The 16553-nt window shown below is 60.2% G+C and carries 21 protein-coding genes; 19 read left to right on the top strand and 2 right to left on the bottom strand.

Annotated elements, in window-relative coordinates; genetic code table 11:
* From HY36_RS09030 to HY36_RS09015, 4 genes are all read left to right on the top strand, one after another.
* Positions 1–528, top strand: a 528-nt coding sequence (locus HY36_RS09030) for a hypothetical protein (RefSeq protein ID WP_206741174.1), incomplete at its 5' end; no start/stop codon positions are given.
* A 184-nt stretch (positions 529–712) separates the two neighbouring features.
* On the top strand, positions 713–2635 hold the full coding sequence (gene traG, locus HY36_RS09025) for an IncP-type conjugal transfer protein TraG (RefSeq protein WP_081806124.1): 1923 nt from the start codon (positions 713–715) through the stop codon (positions 2633–2635).
* 2 nt (positions 2636–2637) lie between these two features.
* Complete coding sequence (locus tag HY36_RS09020; protein ID WP_035551512.1) at positions 2638–3015, top strand: hypothetical protein; 378 nt, start codon at positions 2638–2640, stop codon at positions 3013–3015.
* Positions 3016–3085: 70 nt separating this feature from the next.
* Positions 3086–3313 (top strand): hypothetical protein, encoded by a 228-nt coding sequence (locus tag HY36_RS09015; RefSeq protein WP_035551510.1) that lies wholly within the window; start codon positions 3086–3088, stop codon positions 3311–3313.
* Here HY36_RS09015 and HY36_RS18820 read toward each other — a convergent pair.
* Entirely contained in the window at positions 3310–3435 is a 126-nt protein-coding gene (locus tag HY36_RS18820) for a hypothetical protein (protein ID WP_276325158.1), read from the bottom strand. The two genes, HY36_RS09015 and HY36_RS18820, sit on opposite strands and share 4 nt — an antisense overlap.
* Positions 3436–3563: 128 nt before the next feature.
* Between HY36_RS18820 and HY36_RS09010 the strand changes: the two genes are divergently transcribed.
* A complete protein-coding gene (locus HY36_RS09010) occupies positions 3564–4043 on the top strand; it encodes a thermonuclease family protein (protein WP_051602660.1) in 480 nt (159 codons plus the stop codon).
* On the opposite strand, the gene HY36_RS18355 is transcribed toward HY36_RS09010, so the two are convergent.
* On the bottom strand, positions 4034–4300 hold the full coding sequence (locus tag HY36_RS18355; RefSeq protein WP_155841819.1) for a hypothetical protein: 267 nt from the start codon (positions 4298–4300) through the stop codon (positions 4034–4036). The two genes, HY36_RS09010 and HY36_RS18355, sit on opposite strands and share 10 nt — an antisense overlap.
* 206 nt (positions 4301–4506) lie before the next feature.
* On the opposite strand from HY36_RS18355, the gene trbB reads away from it, so the two are divergent.
* From trbB to HY36_RS08935, 14 genes are all read left to right on the top strand, one after another.
* Positions 4507–5487, top strand: coding sequence for a P-type conjugative transfer ATPase TrbB (gene trbB, locus HY36_RS09000; RefSeq protein ID WP_081806123.1), 981 nt, complete (start codon positions 4507–4509; stop codon positions 5485–5487).
* A gap of 52 nt (positions 5488–5539) precedes the next feature.
* On the top strand, positions 5540–5833 hold the full coding sequence (locus HY36_RS08995) for a TrbC/VirB2 family protein (protein ID WP_420896676.1): 294 nt from the start codon (positions 5540–5542) through the stop codon (positions 5831–5833).
* Positions 5833–6087, top strand: a complete 255-nt coding sequence (locus tag HY36_RS08990; protein ID WP_035551504.1) for a VirB3 family type IV secretion system protein — start codon at positions 5833–5835, stop codon at positions 6085–6087. The genes HY36_RS08995 and HY36_RS08990 overlap by 1 nt, the downstream gene beginning before the upstream one ends.
* A complete protein-coding gene (gene trbE, locus HY36_RS08985; protein WP_035551501.1) occupies positions 6081–8516 on the top strand; it encodes a conjugal transfer protein TrbE in 2436 nt (811 codons plus the stop codon). Before HY36_RS08990 ends, trbE begins: the two co-directional genes overlap by 7 nt.
* Before the next feature lie 10 nt (positions 8517–8526).
* Positions 8527–9240: a P-type conjugative transfer protein TrbJ gene (gene trbJ / locus HY36_RS08980; RefSeq protein WP_035551498.1), complete on the top strand. Its 714-nt coding sequence runs from the start codon at positions 8527–8529 to the stop codon at positions 9238–9240.
* A gap of 6 nt (positions 9241–9246) precedes the next feature.
* Positions 9247–10566 carry a P-type conjugative transfer protein TrbL gene (gene trbL, locus HY36_RS08975; RefSeq protein ID WP_035551496.1) on the top strand — a complete coding sequence of 440 codons (1320 nt, stop codon included), beginning with the start codon at positions 9247–9249 and terminating at the stop codon, positions 10564–10566.
* A 5-nt stretch (positions 10567–10571) separates the two neighbouring features.
* Complete coding sequence (trbF, locus tag HY36_RS08970) at positions 10572–11270, top strand: conjugal transfer protein TrbF (RefSeq protein WP_035551531.1); 699 nt, start codon at positions 10572–10574, stop codon at positions 11268–11270.
* Positions 11267–12274 carry a P-type conjugative transfer protein TrbG gene (gene trbG, locus HY36_RS08965; protein WP_035551492.1) on the top strand — a complete coding sequence of 336 codons (1008 nt, stop codon included), beginning with the start codon at positions 11267–11269 and terminating at the stop codon, positions 12272–12274. The genes trbF and trbG overlap by 4 nt, the downstream gene beginning before the upstream one ends.
* The gene (locus tag HY36_RS08960; RefSeq protein ID WP_035551489.1) at positions 12271–13530 is read left to right on the top strand and encodes a TrbI/VirB10 family protein; all 1260 of its coding nucleotides are present in this window, start codon (positions 12271–12273) and stop codon (positions 13528–13530) included. The genes trbG and HY36_RS08960 overlap by 4 nt, the downstream gene beginning before the upstream one ends.
* Positions 13527–13763: a DUF2274 domain-containing protein gene (locus HY36_RS08955; protein WP_035551487.1), complete on the top strand. Its 237-nt coding sequence runs from the start codon at positions 13527–13529 to the stop codon at positions 13761–13763. The genes HY36_RS08960 and HY36_RS08955 overlap by 4 nt, the downstream gene beginning before the upstream one ends.
* A gap of 2 nt (positions 13764–13765) precedes the next feature.
* The gene (locus HY36_RS08950) at positions 13766–14077 is read left to right on the top strand and encodes a DUF736 domain-containing protein (RefSeq protein WP_035551486.1); all 312 of its coding nucleotides are present in this window, start codon (positions 13766–13768) and stop codon (positions 14075–14077) included.
* A 3-nt stretch (positions 14078–14080) separates the two neighbouring features.
* Positions 14081–14266 (top strand): hypothetical protein, encoded by a 186-nt coding sequence (locus HY36_RS08945; protein ID WP_035551483.1) that lies wholly within the window; start codon positions 14081–14083, stop codon positions 14264–14266.
* Between the two features lie 446 nt (positions 14267–14712).
* On the top strand, positions 14713–15849 hold the full coding sequence (locus HY36_RS08940) for an MFS transporter (RefSeq protein ID WP_035551480.1): 1137 nt from the start codon (positions 14713–14715) through the stop codon (positions 15847–15849).
* 39 nt (positions 15850–15888) lie between these two features.
* Positions 15889–16524, top strand: a complete 636-nt coding sequence (locus tag HY36_RS08935) for a hypothetical protein (RefSeq protein ID WP_155841817.1) — start codon at positions 15889–15891, stop codon at positions 16522–16524.
* The last annotated feature ends 29 nt before the right edge of the window (positions 16525–16553 follow it).

Raw genomic sequence — 16553 nt, 5'->3', positions numbered from 1 at the left:
CTGGTGGATCACCCCTGTGGGGCAGGCCAAGTCCTTCGTGTCGAATGCAAACAATTCGCATCTTTGGTCGATGGCGATTCAGAGATGGAACGCAGACTAGGCGACCTTACAGGTGAGATGCTTCATGCGCGCCTAGCAGATAATGTTGAGCCAAAAGGCAAGTTGTCCACCGATTGGGTGACCATGTCGGTCTTGGTCGGAGCTGGCTGCTGGTTAATTCTAGCTGTGATACTAAAAACTCAATTTGGTTTTTCGTTTGGCGTGTCAGCGCTTATCGGAGCTATCTTTGGAGCGATGGCCAGCATATTTCTATTGATGAATAATCCCAAGTTCTTTTACCGATCAATGTTTCGCCTCACTCTATTGGCCGGATTGGGGTACGCCACTTTTGGCGGAATCGTAGTTGCTGGTGGCACCAGATTAGAAATCCTGCCAGGCACATCCGGTGACCTCGGTAGCTACATCATCACTCTGATTTTTGTCTTTCTGATCTGTATGCTCTGCGTTTGGAAAGATAAATCATCTTAGCTTGTGCCCACCTCACCGTTCTGGTGAGTAGAGAAAAGCGGATCACCTAGCTTCTCGAATGTGATCGGAAAGCTGAGTTCATCCTAAATGAAGAGTTTTTGTTCCCTCTTCATCCCGCGAAATCCATCGGTTCGAAACGGCGAAAGAGAGTAACTTTTCAGCCTGTCGAACGAGAATTTTTTTCATCACTCCCACCAAGTTCCTCCTTGGCCAGTTTCTGCTGACGCTTTTGCTAATCACCTGTTCGGTGTGGATCGCGACGCAATGGGTGGCGGAGGTTCTTGACCATCAGCCTCGCTTGGGCGGTCCTTGGTTCGAACTAGCGGGTCAGCCTGTCTACAAACCCTGGCGGCTGTTCCAGTGGTGGTATGCCTATGACGCTTATGCGCCGAATGTATTTGCGCGTGCGGGTTTGATTGCCTCGCTGGGGGGCATCGCCGGGATTGTGATGGCGATCATCGCGTCGCTCTGGCGGGCAAGACGTGAGAAGAATGCGACGACTTATGGCTCCGCGCGCTGGTCATCGGTTCGGGATGTCCGACTATCCGGCCTGCTTGGCTCGTCAGGTGTGGTGCTGGGACAGTTCAACGGACGCTATCTCCGGCACGCTGGCGCCGAGCACGTAATGGCCTTTGCGCCAACCCGGTCGGGCAAGGGTGTGGGCTTGGTGATCCCTACCCTTCTTTCCTGGACCGGCAATGCGATCATTCATGACATCAAAGGAGAGAACTGGGCACTGACATCGAATTGGCGATCGAGCTTCTCTCGCTGTGTCCGTTTCGATCCGACGGATTTGTCGAGTTCGCGGTTCAATCCACTGCTGGAAGTGCGGCTCGGCGCGCACGAGGTTCGGGATGCGCAGAATGTGGCAGACATTCTGGTCGATCCGGATGGATCCCTCGAGCGGCGAAGTCATTGGGACAAGACGGCGCATTCACTGCTGGTTGGTGCAATCCTGCATGTTATCTACGCTGAAGATGATAAGTCGCTCGCGGGCGTGGCGACCCTGCTGTCCGATCCGGCCCGGCCGATCGATGACACGCTGGAGCGAATGCTTGAGGCGAACCATCTGGGAAGCCGTGACCGGCCATTGACGCATCCGGTTGTGGCGGAAGCAGCGCGAGAACTCCTGAATAAGTCTGAGAATGAAAAGTCGTCGGTCGTGTCGACGGCGATCTCGTTCCTGGGGCTTTACCGCGACCCGGTCGTGCAGCGGGCGACATCCGGCTCGGATTGGCGGATCGAGGACCTGTTCCGGGGAGAGATTCCAGCATCGCTCTACCTAGTCGTTCCGCCGTCTGATCTCTCACGGACCAAGCCGTTGATGCGGTTGATCCTCAACCAGATTGCGCGCCGGCTTTGTGAAGAGTTGCCACATGGGCAGGACCGTCGGCAGACCCTGTTGTTGCTGGATGAATTCCCGGCGCTCGGACGGCTGGACTTCTTCGAGAGTTCGCTGGCCTTCATGGCTGGGTATGGGATCCGTGCCTTCCTGATTGCCCAGTCCCTGAACCAGGTCGAGAAGGCCTATGGGCAGAACAATTCGATCCTCGACAACTGCCATGTCCGGATCGCGTTCGCGACGAATGACGAGCGCACTGCCAAGCGCATCTCCGACATGCTAGGCACCACGACAGAGCAGCGAAACCAGAAGAACTATACCGGGCACCGGCTCGCACCCTGGCTCAGCCATGTCATGGTCTCACAGCAGGAAACACAACGCCCGCTCCTGACGCCCGGCGAGGTGATGCAGTTGTCGGCTGATGACTCCCTGATCTTTCTGGCAAGCCATCCGCCAATCCGCGCAAAGAAACTGCGCTACTATGAAGACCGAAACTTCACCGAGCGGGTCGGCGCGCTACCGATTGCGGCGACCGATGCGCATACGTCGCAGTTCGGCGGGCACAGCTATGCCGGCCCGTCGCCGTCCAGCGAGAATTCCGGCGGACTGGCGCGGTCTGTCGGTCCGGATTTCGGAGATCAGGAGGAGGCCACACAGAACATAGCGGCGGAGGCAGAACACGTCCCGCCTGAAAGAGGCGGCATACAGGACCAGATTGCCCGCTACTACCTGCAAGTTGACGCGTCTCGCGGACGGGAGGTCTGACCATGGCGAAGAACCCTCGCCTACATGTGCGGATCTCTGAAACAAACCTTCAAAAATTGCGGCAGATTTCCGGAACGCATGGCGTCCATATGGGCGCCCTGGTCGATGAAGCCCTGACCCTTCTCTTCTCTCCACCAGGCGAACGTCCGGACGCGGCCATCCTACAGCGACTGGACCGCGTTGAGGACCAGAGCGAGACATTGGAAACAGGCACAGCCTTCCACACCGACCTGCTGATTGAATTCATCTTCGAATGGCTGAGGCAGAGGCCGGGCAGGAATCCATTGGAGACGCCTGCAGATGCAGCGCGTGCGCGAACAGAACTCGAAGCTCTCACCCGGCGCGTCGTTGACCGCGCGAACCCGCACATCTGGCACTAGAGCCCTGATTTTCTGACACATCCGGGGAATGAGACGTTCATACCTCTGATTGAACAATCGGAGGTGAAATATGCGCAAACGTTTATGGCAGGTAGATGCGGTTGTCGTGGACCTCGAGGACCGGGATGCGACCGTCAGCATGGTTCATCAAAAGTCCCTGAGCGAGGTCATCGTGAAATTGAGGCTGTCCCCCCGCCAGCTCAATGATGCCGCAACGCCTTTGCGAAAACGCATAGAAACACTGGCGGCAGATCTCGTCCTTGATCTCGGGTCCTTCCTGGACTCGGTCTCCGATTAGGACGAAGAGACTACCGCAAGCACCATGACGCCCGCAATAATGAGGCCAATAAGCCCCCAGAACCACAGGGGCGGTGGCCGCGGGACATAGTCTCCCGTCTCATCCTTGTCCCAACCACCCATGGCACGCCCTCCCATCCGGGCCGAGTGTGCCAGCCAGGACGAAAAATTCAATACGAGCCGGCGCGTGGCTCACCGCATGATGTTCGAGACTGTCTTGCTGTCCTGGACGGTCCGGCTAGGCTGATCACATGACGAATCGCCCCGGTCCCGTGACGTCAGTGATCCTTGTCCTGACGCTCACCTCCTGTTCCCCGCCGACCAATACGGAGACGGTCACTGGAGCCGCGTCGGTTATTGATGGCGACACAATCGAGATTCATGGACAGCGCATCCGGCTGTCCGGGTACGACACACCGGAACGCGGCGCACGCTGCGGGACGGTCAATGTCTACCAGAAGGCTGCCTTCGCCCTCTCAGACCTGATTGGCAATCGGACCGTGACCTGCGCCGTCACTGACACCGACAAGTACGGCAGAGGCGTGGCCACTTGCTCGGCGGGTAGTGTTGATTTCGGAGACCATATGGTCGCAGCAGGTTGGGGCCGGGACTGGCCACGTTACAGCAGACGCCGCTATGCAGACGCGGAAGCTGAGGCGCGTGCGAGCAAAGCCGGGATCTGGGGACTGAATTGCCCGTCCGACCTCTGGGGCGACCGCACCTACAATTGACGAAGCTCACCCTGCTCGTCCAGGGCCTGCCGGAACGTGCGGGCGGCCTCTGGGGTCCGGAACATGAAATATGCCGTGTGCTCTCCTTTCCTGAATTTGCCATGGAGCCGCCACTCGTCCCCGAACGTCTCGTTGAGCCAGCTCGACAACACATCGAGCCGCTTGCCCAGTCCGTGACCGGGAATGGGAAGTTCGACATGATGGCGGAAATCGCGCGCATCCTGCTTCGCCCTGAGCACTGATTTGTATCGTCCCATATCGTCTCCACCTATAAATTTTGTTCTTGTTTTGTTTCTCTTCGCTTTCTGGAAGAGTTCAAGTTCGGCAGGGCGGAAAGATGTGAATTTCCCCTCTGTGTCCTCCTGGCTCCCGCAGGTGCCTTTCATCTCTTCCGGCCCCAATTGTGCGGCGGCCATAGATGGCCTGATGCTGGTCCCATCACTAATGAGGACCACGCCCCGCCATGCCTGCCCTGTCCCAGCCCAGCGAAACCGAGACCCGCCGCACGGCGATGCTCCGGACAGCATTCGATGGGCCGGTTGGCGTGGCCTTGGCCGCTCCCGATACAATCGAAATCCTCGCCAATCCCGATGGCTCGGTCTGGGTCGAGACGGCCGGGCATGGATTGCGGCAGGCGAACGAGACGCTCGAACGCGCGGAACGCGAGCGGATCATCCGGCTGGTCGCCTCCTCTGTCGGGGATGTCTGCAGCCCGGCCTCGCCAATCGTCTCGGCAGAGCTGCCCGGCTCCGGCGAGCGCTTTGAAGGCATCCTGCCGCCCGTCTCGGAAGCGCCCTGCTTTGCAATCCGCAAACCCGCTGACCGGCCCCTTTCGCTCGATGCCTGTGTCGAGACGGGCGCGCTGACGCCGGCGCTCTGCGCCGGACTGAAACAGGCGCTGGAAGACCGGCTCAACATCGTCATTGCAGGCGGCACGTCATCCGGGAAGACGACGTTTGCCAATGCCTTGCTGTCTGAACCTGCTTTGGCCGAGGACCGGATCGTCATCCTGGAGGATACCCGCGAGCTGCGTTGCAAGGCTGAGGATGTCACGCAACTGCGTACCCACCGGTCCGGCATCACGCTGCGCGACCTTGTCCGGTCAACCCTGCGGCTTCGGCCGGACCGGATCATAGTCGGCGAGGTGCGCGGCGGCGAAGCGCTCGATCTCCTCAAGGCCTGGAACACCGGCCATCCGGGCGGGATCACGACGCTACATGCCAATTCTGCGTGCGGCGCGCTCACTCGTCTTGAACAGCTGGTCGAGGAAGCGACGCCCGCCCTGCCGCACGCCCTGATTGGCGAGGCAATTGACGTGATTGTCTTCATGTCCCGCGCAAGCGGCGTACGCCGCGTCGAACAGGCGCTGCGAATTACCGGTTTTGACGGGGCGGAGTACCGCACCGAAGCGCTCTCCACCCCGTTCCTCAACATCGTGCATTAAGGAGACCCATTGCATGTTCTATGATCAGATCAAGGCGCTCAACCGATCCCTGATGGCCGGCCTGCTGATGGTTCTGGCAGGTATCCTGGCCCTCCCGGCGCGCGCGGCCGGCACGGGCATGCCCTGGGAAGACCCGCTCGACCAGATCCTGCAATCCATCGAAGGCCCGGTCGCCCGGATCGTCGCGGTGATCATCATTACCCTGACAGGCCTGACCCTCGCCTTTGGGGAGACTTCCGGCGGATTCCGCAAACTCATCCAGATCGTGTTCGGCCTGTCGATCGCCTTTGCGGCCACATCCTTCTTCCTGACCTTCTTTTCCTTCGGCGGCGGCGCGGTGCTCTGATGCTGGACGGTTACGAGATCCCCCTTCACCGGTCGCTCATTGATCCCCTCCTGATGGCCGGTGCACCGCGCGCCGCAGCCATCGCGATCGGGACCCTTGCGGCGGCTTTGGCCCTTGGGCTCCGTCTCTGGGTTCCCGGCCTCGTCGTCTGGCTGGCAGGACATTCGTTCGCCGTCCTCCTGGCACGGTCGGACCCCGACTTCCTCTGGGTCGCAATCCGGTCAGCCCGGCACCGGGAGCATTTGTCATGCTGAATTTGACCGAATACGCTGCCCGCCCCCGACACCTCGCGGACTATCTCCCCTGGGCCTGCCTCGTCGCGCCGGGCGTCGTCCTCAACAAGGATGGCGCGTTCCAGACCAGTTTTCGCTATCGAGGCCCCGACCTTGAGAGCTCGACCGAAGCCGAACTCGTCTCGGTCTCAGCCCGGCTCAATAATGTCCTGCGTCGGTTCGGATCGGGATGGGCGCTCTTCTTCGACGCGGTGCGATCAGACGCCTCACCGCTCGAGACCAGTGAGTTTGCGAGCGCGGCGGCCTGGCTGATCGAACAGGAACGGCGCGCATCCCTCGAGATGACGGGCGCACAATTGGAAAGCACCTACTATCTCACCCTTCTCTGGTTACCTCCGGCCGATGCAACCGGCCGGGCGGAAAAAGCCCTGATCGAACGTCCTGCAACACGCGGCGGCGAAGACTGGCGGCAGCGGCTTGAGCACTTCCAGACCCGCGCTGCACAGACGCTGGATCTTCTCTCCACCACTTTCGACGACATTCATCCGCTATCGGATGAAGAAACGCTGACTTATCTCCATGCCTGTGTCTCCTCGAAACGGCATACCGTTTCGGTTCCGGAACTGCCAGTCTTCCTCGACGCCGTGCTCGCTGATGAGAGCCTTGCCGGCGGGTTGGAGCCGCGCATCGGCGACACGCATCTTGCAAGTCTCACCCTGCTTGGCTTTCCGGCCTCGACCCTGCCGGGCATGCTCGATGAACTGAACCGGCTCGGCTTCCCGTACCGCTGGACGACCCGCTATATCGCCATGGACAAGGCCGAGGCCGAGAAGCTTCTCGCCAGGAAGCGCCGGCACTGGTTTGCGAAACGGAAATCGATTGGCGCAGTGCTGCGCGAAACCCTGTTCAACGAGCAGGCTGCCCTGCTTGACAATGATGCCGACAACAAAGCCGCCGACGCCGATGCGGCCCTGCAGGCCCTCGGCTCTGATCTGGTTTCCTATGGATATCTCACAACCACCCTGACCGTTTGGGGCGCGTCGCGCGAAGAGGTCGAGGAGCGCATCCGGAATGCCGAACGCGCGATCCACGGACGCGGCTTCACGACAATCCGCGAAACCCTGAACGCTGTGGAAGCCTGGCTCGGATCACTCCCTGGTCACGTCTATGCCAATGTCCGCCAGCCGGTCCTGCACACGCTCAACCTCTCCCATCTGGTTCCGGTCTCTTCGGTCTGGGCCGGCAATGCGCGCAATGAGCATTTGGCAGACCGCGCCCTGATCGAGGCACAAACGGACGGAACGACGCCGTTCCGGCTCAACCTCCATGTGGGAGATGTCGGCCATACAATGATCATTGGCCCGACAGGCTCCGGCAAGTCCGTGTTGGTCTCGCTTCTGATCGCGCAGTGGCAACGCTATGGGGGCGCACAGACCTTTGTCTTCGAAAAGGGACGGTCCGCCCGCGCAATGACCCTTGCTCTGGAGGGCACCTGGCTGCCGCTGACCGGCGATGCGAGGCCAGCGCTCCAGCCCCTGAAGGACATCGACACAGACCGGGGCGCCGGCTTTGCGACAGACTGGTTGCTCGGCCTGCTCCGGGCGGAGGGCGTAATAGTCACGCCGGCTCTGAAATCGGATCTGTGGGATGCGATCAAATCCCTGGCGTCCGCCCCCATTTCCCAGCGGACCCTGACCGGGCTCGCCCTGATTCTGCAATCGGATACGCTGAAGGCCGCGCTCCACCCTTACACGCTGGACGGCGCGCATGGGCATTTGCTCGACAGCGATACAGAGACGCTGGACCTGTCATCGGTGGCCTGTTTCGAGATGGATGAGCTGATGCAGACCCCGGCAATCGTCGCCCCGGTCATCACCTATTTGTTCCACCGGCTGGAAGACCGGTTCGATGGCCGCCCGACCCTGCTCATCCTGGATGAGGCATGGCTATTTCTGGACCATGCGGTTTTTTCTGCCCGGCTGCGCGACTGGTTGAAGACACTGCGCAAGAAGAATGTGGCCGTCATCTTTGCGACCCAATCGCTGGCGGACATCGAAACTGCCTCAATTGCCCCCACCCTGATCGATTCCTGCCCCACACGGATATTCCTGCCAAATGAGCGCGCCCGCGAGCCGTCAGTCTCGGCGGTTTATGAGCGGTTCGGCCTGAATGAGCGGCAAATCGACCTTCTCGCAAAGGCGACGCCGAAGCAGGATTATTATTATGCCTCGCCGCTGGGCTGCCGGCTGTTCGAACTCGGCCTCGGTGAGCTAGCGCTCGCGTTTTGCGGCGCCGCTGCACCATCTGACCAGACCTTGATGGACACGCTCCATCCGCCGCCGGCTCCAGCCGATTTTGCCCACACCTGGCTAAAGCTCAAACAGCTCGGCTGGGCAGCCGACCTGCTGGCCGGAGTCACAGCGCCATCCTCGCCCATCGCTGCCGAATAGGAGATTTTCCATGAAAGCCTGCCTCTCATCCCTCGTCCTGGCCGCCCTGCCTCTGACAGGTCTTGTCGCGCCGCCTGCCTCGGCCCAATTGTTTGGCGGCGGGATTGTCTACGATCCGACAAACCATGCAGAGAACATTCTGCAGGCCACACGGGCCTTGCAGCAGATCGACAACCAGATCCGTCAGCTTACGCATGAAATCGACATGATCGAAAAGATGGCGCGGGACCTGGAGTCGCTGCCTGTCGAATATGTGCGGGCCATCATCGCCAATCGCATCCGCCGGATCGGCGAATTGATGGAAGAGGCCGAGGGCGTCGGCTACGGCGTCGAGAAGGTCAAACGCGACTATGAAGACCTCTATCCCGAAACCTATGGCGAGACGCCGCCAGCCAATGCGGTTCTTGTCGAAGACGCGCGGGCGCGCTGGCAGCAATCCCGGTCTGCGCACAAGCACACGCTACTGATGGTGGCCGAGACGGTGCGGGACAATGACCGCGACGCCGAAGCGCTGACCGGGCTTGTCGAGGAGAGCCAGATAGCTGTCGGCAATCTCCAGGCGCTTCAGGCCGGCAACCAGATCGAGGCCATGGCAGCCCAGCAGCTCATGCAGATGGAAGCCATGATGGCGGCGCATTACCGCGCCGAGGCCCTCGACCGGGCGCGCGAGCTGGAAGAAGCCGAGCGCGGCCGCGCGCGCCTCCAGAGCTTCTTCGGGAACTAGACCGTCATGGATGAAATGGGCGTCATTGACCGGTTTCTGGAGACCTTCATTGCCTATGTCGATTCAGGCTTCGGCCTGCTGGCAGGCGATGTCGCCTATCTGACAAGCACGCTGATCGTGATCGACATCACGCTGGCAGGCCTGTTCTGGGCCCTCTCGCAGAATGCAGATGTGATCTCGGGTTTGCTCAAGAAGGTCCTCTATGTCGGCTTCTTCGCCTTCATCCTCGGCAATTTCTCCCTCCTGGCAAACATCCTCTTTGCGAGTTTTGCCAATCTGGGTGTGAAGGCGGGCGCCTCGACACTGACAGCGGAGGATTTGATGCGGCCCGGCTATATTGCCGGGGTCGGGTTCGAGGCGGCGCAGCCGCTGCTCGAGGAGATCGGCGACATGCTGGGGCCGATCCGCTTCTTCCATAATTTCATCCTGATCGCCGTCATGCTGATTGCCTGGGCGATTATCCTCGTCGCCTTCTTCGTTCTGGCGGTCCAGCTCTTTGTCGCGATCCTGGAGTTCAAGCTGACGACGCTGGCGGGCTTTGTGCTCGTGCCTTTCGCGCTCTGGAACAAGACCTCGTTCCTTGCCGAGCGGGTGCTCGGCAATGTCATCACGTCCGGTATCAAACTGATGGTGCTCGCGATCGTCATCGGGATTGGCTCGACGCTCTTCATGTCGATCACCGAGGCCTTTGGCGGGCCGGGCGATGTGACGCTGGCGGAAGTCATGGGCACGGTTCTCGCCTCCATGGTTTTCCTGTGGATGGGTGTGTTCGCGCCCGGCATTGCCTCCGGCCTTGTCACTGGCGCGCCGCAACTAGGTGCCGGCTCCGTTGTCGGCACAACCGCGGCTGTTGGCGCAGGCGCTGTGCTGGCGACGACGGGAACGGTTGCGGCAGGGCGTGCGGCCCTCGGCGGCGTATCCGGCGCGGTGAAGGCCGGAGCATCTATGTCGGGCGGTTCCCGCACTTCTTATGACCTCGGCCGCATGGCCTCTGGAAAAACAGGCTGGCGCGGGGCAGCGGCGGGTGTTGCCGGCGTCGCGCAGGCTGGCGGTGATACGCTCCGCCGGATGGCAGGACGGCCCTTTGCCTCTGTCGGCAATGCTTATCGGCGCGGCAGCGAAACGGCATTCGCCGCGACCGGCGGCACCATGGCAGCCGCATCAGGCGATGCGCCGTCTGCCGGCTCTGCCAGCCCGGCCTGGGCGCGGCGCCTTCGCACAGAACAACGCCTGCAGCATGCCGGCGCAATCACGGTTCACGCCCTGAAGGACGGTGATCGCGGCATGGCGGGCGACAATCCGAAACTCAGACAAGACGAGGACTGATGAGCATGGCCTTCCGGCGATCTTCCACCCATTACGGGCAAAGTCCGCATCCCGTAACACCCTACCAGAAAGCGGGCCAGATCTGGGACGAGCGGATCGGTTCGGCCCGCGTCCAGGCAAAGAACTGGCGGCTGATGGCGTTGGGTCTGCTAGGGCTCCTGGCGGCATCCTCCGCAGCCCTTGTCTGGCGCAGCCTGCAGTCGACGGTCACCCCCTATGTGATTGAGGTCGATGAGATGGGCGCCGTGAAGACAATCGGCGAGGCGCTGTCGGACTATCAGCCGACGGATGCGCAGATTGCACATCATGTCGCCAATTTCATTTCAGATGTGCGGAGCCTGTCGATTGACCCGGTTATTGTCCGGCAAAACTGGCTCAGCGCCTATGACTATGTGACCGACAAGGCGGCGATCACACTCAGTGACTATGCCAGGGACAATGATCCCTTCGCAGATCTCGGCCGGCGCTCACGAAGCGTCGAAGTGGTGAGCGTCGTACGCGTGTCAGAGGAAACATTCCAGGCGCGTTGGCTCGAAAAGACCTACGAACATGGCGCGCTCACCGGCGTCAAACGGTTCACCGGCCTCTTCACCATCGTCAATTCCCCGCCGCGCGATGCGGAGACTCTCCGCGCCAATCCCCTCGGCCTCTACATCCACAGCCTCAATTGGGGCGAAGACCTTGTCACAGGAGACAACCAATGATCCGTACAATGAGCCTCGTATCCGCCCTTGCTCTGGCCGCGGCCTGCGCGAGCGTTCCGCCGGGGCCGGTCATTGAGGGCGCCGCCATTATTGAAGCGGCATTTGTGGAAGACGTGCTGGAGCGCCCTGTCGAGATTGTCGAAACCCCGACCGTGCTGGCGCTGCCCGGCCAGATGAAACCGGTGGACGGCACGAAGCGCACTGTTACACACGAGCAGACGACACCGACCGAGACAATCCTCAAGGGCACGAACGAGGCCAGGGTCGAACCTTCCGTCGATGGCTATGTGAACGCGATCCAAATCTATCCCTATACAGAAGGCGCCCTCTACCGGCTCTATGCCGCGCCGGGTCAGGTCTCCGACATTGCGCTACAACCGGGTGAGAAATTGGTCTCCGTCTCGGCAGGCGATACGGTCCGCTGGATTGTCGGGGACACGTCCTCCGGCTCAGGCGGCACGGCCCGCGCGCATGTGCTGGTCAAACCGATCACCGCTGATCTTTCGACCAATCTGATGATCGCGACCGACCGGAGGACCTATCACCTCGAGCTCGAAAGCGTCGCCGGCACCTATATGGCAGCTCTTTCCTGGCGCTATCCGGCGGATGAGCTGGCAGACCTGGTGTCACGCAACAAACTGGCGTCCGTGCGTGAGAATGCCTCCATCGCGCCGGGCGTTGCGGTTGACCGGCTCGACTTCGATTATCTGATTGAAGGCGACAAGCCTGCCTGGCGGCCTGTGCGCGTGTTCGATGACGGGCGGCAGGTCTTCATCCAAATGCCCGCAGACCTTGCGACGATGGACGCCCCGCCGCTCTTCATCCTTGGAGCATCAGGCGATGCCGAACTCGTCAATTATCGCCTGCGCGGCAATTATTACATCGTCGACCATCTGTTCCGCGCTGCAGAACTTCGGATCGGTGAGAAGGAGCAGATCGTGGTGCGGATCCGCAAGCGGGTGCAACGCTCCGGCCTTGCGAGCCTGTTCGAGAGCGAGGCATGAGCGAGCCGGCTCCTTTCCCGAAACAGGCGGACGAATTGAAACTGCGCGCGCGGCCGCAGCCCGTCACGCGGATAAACCGCAAGGTGCTGATGGCGGGCATATGTGTCGGTGTGCTGGGCCTCTTCGCCGCCGCCTCCATCGCGCTTGATCCACCAAAGGCCGTCCATCCGGCCGATCGGCAGGAACTCTACAATACGGAGACCAAGCGCGCGCCTGACGGGCTCTCGGACCTGCCCAGCTCCTACCTCAATTGGCAACCGGCTGCCGGCACGCCAAGACTTGGCGTGCCCATGGCGGGTGATCTCGGCGGCACTGTCGTGGCGGAGGAGGAAGAATGGGGCCTTGAGCCTGACTGGAATGTCGCGCCGTCAGATGATTTCCGGCCATCGGCAGAAGATGAGGCCCTCCGCGCGCAGAGACTGGCGGATGCGAAGCTGGCGGATGCGGCTGGCAGGGCCGACGTGTTCTTCGATGTCGGCAATCGGCAATTACTGGCCGGGTCAGTGTCTGAAACGGGGCGTCTGCCGAACAGTCTCGGTTCGGATTTTCTGAAGGTCCCTGCGCAGGGCGCAGGTCCACCCGGCTTTGCGGTCGCACCCGACAGGAACTTCCAGGCAGAGAAGATCGCGTTCGCGGCAGAGAAGCGGAATGGTGACATCTACAACCCTCATGATGTCGAGACCCCGGTCTCGCCCTATCAGGTCATGGCAGGCACGCTGATTCCGGCCTCTCTTGTCACAGGGCTGAATTCTGACCTGCCGGGCAGTATCATCGCGCAGGTGACCCAGCCCGTCTATGACACGGTGAGCGGCGCGCATCTGCTGATCCCGCAGGGCGCGCGCCTGATCGGGCGCTACCAGTCGGAAGTCTCCTTTGGCCAGGAACGCGCGCTCCTGGTCTGGGACCGGATTATCCTGCCAGATGGTAGCTCGCTGCAGATATCTGAACCTGCTTCAGATGCGCAGGGTTATGCGGGTGTGTCGGACCGAACCGACCACCACTGGGACCGCGTGTTTGCGGCCGCGGGGCTCGCGACGCTGCTCGGTATCGGCTCCGAACTCGGCTCGGACGATGATGATGTCGAGCGCGCGATAAGACGCGGGTTCGGGGACAGCGTCTCGGAAGCCGGTCAGCGTGTCGTCGACCGCAATCTCGGCATTCAGCCTACAATCCGCATACGACCAGGCTGGCCTGTGCGGGTGATCGTGACGCGAGACCTCGTACTGAGGCCTTATTTGGAAGGAGCTCGGCCATGAGCCTCCGCATCGGACGCCTCCCGGACAGGACCCCCGTCAAGCTCACAATATCTGTCGAACCTGAACTTGCGTCTGCGCTGGCTGACTATGCCGCGATCTATGCCGAGACCTATAGCGCGGACGAGAAACCCGAAGCCCTGGTGCCCGCCATGCTGGACATGTTCCTCAGCTCGGATGCCGGGTTCAAGCGGGCCCGAAAAGCCCTTCATGCCAGAGCCAGCAAAGGAGAATAGCAATGGCAACAATCGGCACCTTCAGCCAGAAGGATGGCAAATGGACCGGAACCATCCGGACCATGACGATCAATGTGAAAGCCCAGATGGTCCCGGTGACCGAGAAAACCGAAAGCGGACCGGATTACCGGATCTTTGCCGGCGGCGCAGAGCTCGGTGCAGCCTGGCGAGAGGAGAGCAAGGATGGCGAGACACCTTACCTCGCCGTGAAGCTCGATGATCCGGGGTTCGAGAAGCCGCTGCGGGCAGCCTTTTTCGAAAAGGAAGAAGATGGCAGTGGTGTATTGGTCTGGAACCGGCAGAAGCTGGACTGAACCATGGGCCATGCCAAACCTGTCACCGTCGGCGATATTGAGGACGTTCTTGATATCGCCGCGCGCGTGATCGACAAATTTGGCTATAAGTATTGGCCGATCTTTGAGCGGCTCGAGGCGGAGCTGGAATGCCGCTCCAGCCGGGAGGAGCGGCTAAAGGCAAGGCTGGATCGTTCGGTTGCTCCGTGACAGCGGTTGCTTGCACAGCTTGTCCCTATGCTAGCTCAATGAGTGAAGTCGGAACGAACTCAAACTTCGGGCCACTTTGCGGGTGTCAGACCAGATCCCCTCTCGCCGGTACAGCTCGGTAATGGAAGGTTCTCCGCGCAGGCCTTCCAGCGCGACACGGTTCCTCTCGTTGGCGGAGAGTTTATGTCGGATCCTGCGGCGTAGTTCTTAAACATGTCCTTCAGTCGATCCGTCCGGCCCGGATTTCTGTCTCATCTTCGCCGCCTTGATGGGCTACGTTGTGCCAGAAATCCTCCTAGAGCAATTTGGCCGGTCTGCCTCATGGTCGCTGACGCGGACAACCAGAACAGATGCAACTTGGTCTCCACTCAGCACCTCGTGAGTAAAGTGCCGATGCCATATTCCGTTTTGACGGCCACCAGCAGGCACGTTACTTCCCGAGACCTATGCATAGAGAATGGCAGATCAATCCCTCGTCGCTAGTCGCAGCGCTCATCTTTCTGGGCATTCTGGGCCGGCTTATCGAACTCGTCCTTCCTGTCTTCGTGGCGGCAGCGGGTCGCGATCTGAGCTTCAGCAATGACACACTCGGTATCATTGCAGGTGCAGAGCTGATCGGCACGGTCGTCTTTTCGCTTTTTTGCGCAAAGTCTCTATCGCTACTCGGGGCCAGAACCTTGGCCTGCATAGGTGTGGTCTGTCTTACCCTAGGTAATTTCCTCACAGGATTAGCGCACGGTGCCGGTTCTCTCATTGGGTTGAGATTTCTTGCTGGTTTGCTGGGGGAAGGCCCTCTTCTCGTCGTCGCAGTAACTCTGCTCGGACAGCAAAAGAACGCAAGCCGCGTTTACGCCCTGTTTATGGGAAGCCAAATGATCATCGGTGGCCTGGCGCTCGCCTTGCTAGGATGGATCGACTCATTGGCCGGCTTTCGAGGTGTCTCATTCTCCATGACGGCTCTGACGATTGCAGGCCTGGCGGCGGCGCTCTTGACGCCATCTCAGAAAAGCACCGCGAAGGCTGAGCCACCTTTGGATCGAATGTTTAAAATGGACGCTGCCACTTTGGTCCTCATCGGCATGGCAAGCTTCCACATCTCTGTCGCCGCGGCTTGGACGTTCCTGCAGCAGAAAGGGTCATTTATCGGATTGGATGAAGCTGAGAGCGGTGCATTGCTCGCCATTATGTTATCTGGTGGTCTGTTTGGCGCTGCCTATGTGGCGCTTCTGCAAACTGGGCGAGTCTGGGTCCTGATCTCTTGCGCGACACTTGCTCTCAGTGCGAACGCCGCGCTTTTGACAAATTCTCCAGTGGTCTACGCCATTGCCGGAACCTGCCTCATGATTTCATGGAACATCGCTGTACCCCATCAGATCGCTCAGCTGGGCGAGGATATTGGCGCAAAGAGACGGCTGGCACTGGTGCCCGGTGCGCAAGGGCTGGGTCTGGCCGCAGGTCCCGTGCTTGCCGGTCACATATCCGCACCAGGTCAATACATTGGAGTTGCCTGTCTGGTTGCTTTGAGTTTGGCGGTTGCGTACTTTTGTTTCTGGATGGGATACAAAAGTGTCCGGGGGGATTGAATGTTTTACGAAAAACACTGCAGCAAGCTGATTACAGATATGACACAAGTTGTTGTGGCAGTAGGCTTGGTGTCTATCACTGCGAACTATGTCAGAACGAGCAGCGCGGAAGTCACGTTGCTCCAGAATCCGGACTTTTGGCATCGGTCCATACTTCTCGGTCTGACGGTTCTCTTCTCTGCCTATCATTTGCTTGTCTACATCGCTGACAGCCAAACCAATGCCAGCGGAGACACGAGTTGGGCGCGGGAGTTTGAAAGTCCCCTTGTTGTCATCTTCCTATTCTTGTTGGACCTTCTGGCGCTCGCAGCTATGGGCGCAATGTTTGGTGTCCTGGCAATCGGACAACCCGCCCCTGATCAGGTCGTGGATGTGTTCGCGGTCAGTTGGCGCACGCTGGCCTTGCTCGCCGGACTCGCCGCCACATGGCACATAATGATTGGGCTTTGGCACATTGCAGCCAGGTCAAAGATTTTTGCGAGCTTGAGTCACCTCACCTTTGCAGTCGCCCACATAGGTTTGTCGATCGTCGCGGGCTTGAGCGGAGCAGTCGATGGGACGAATGTATCGATGCAGCTCTGGACCTTGGCGTTCGGTCTTGTGATTGCAGTGCTATATCTGTCGAGAGGTCGAAGAGTTCTCAAGCAAGCGATAGCTCATTCAGCTGAGTCATGACCCGTTTGCGGTGGCTCTGCCGCCCGCTC

Source organism: Hyphomonas atlantica corrig., from assembly GCF_000682715.1.
GTDB lineage: Bacteria > Pseudomonadota > Alphaproteobacteria > Caulobacterales > Hyphomonadaceae > Hyphomonas > Hyphomonas atlantica.
This window is presented reverse-complemented; position numbering and strand designations above follow the sequence as displayed.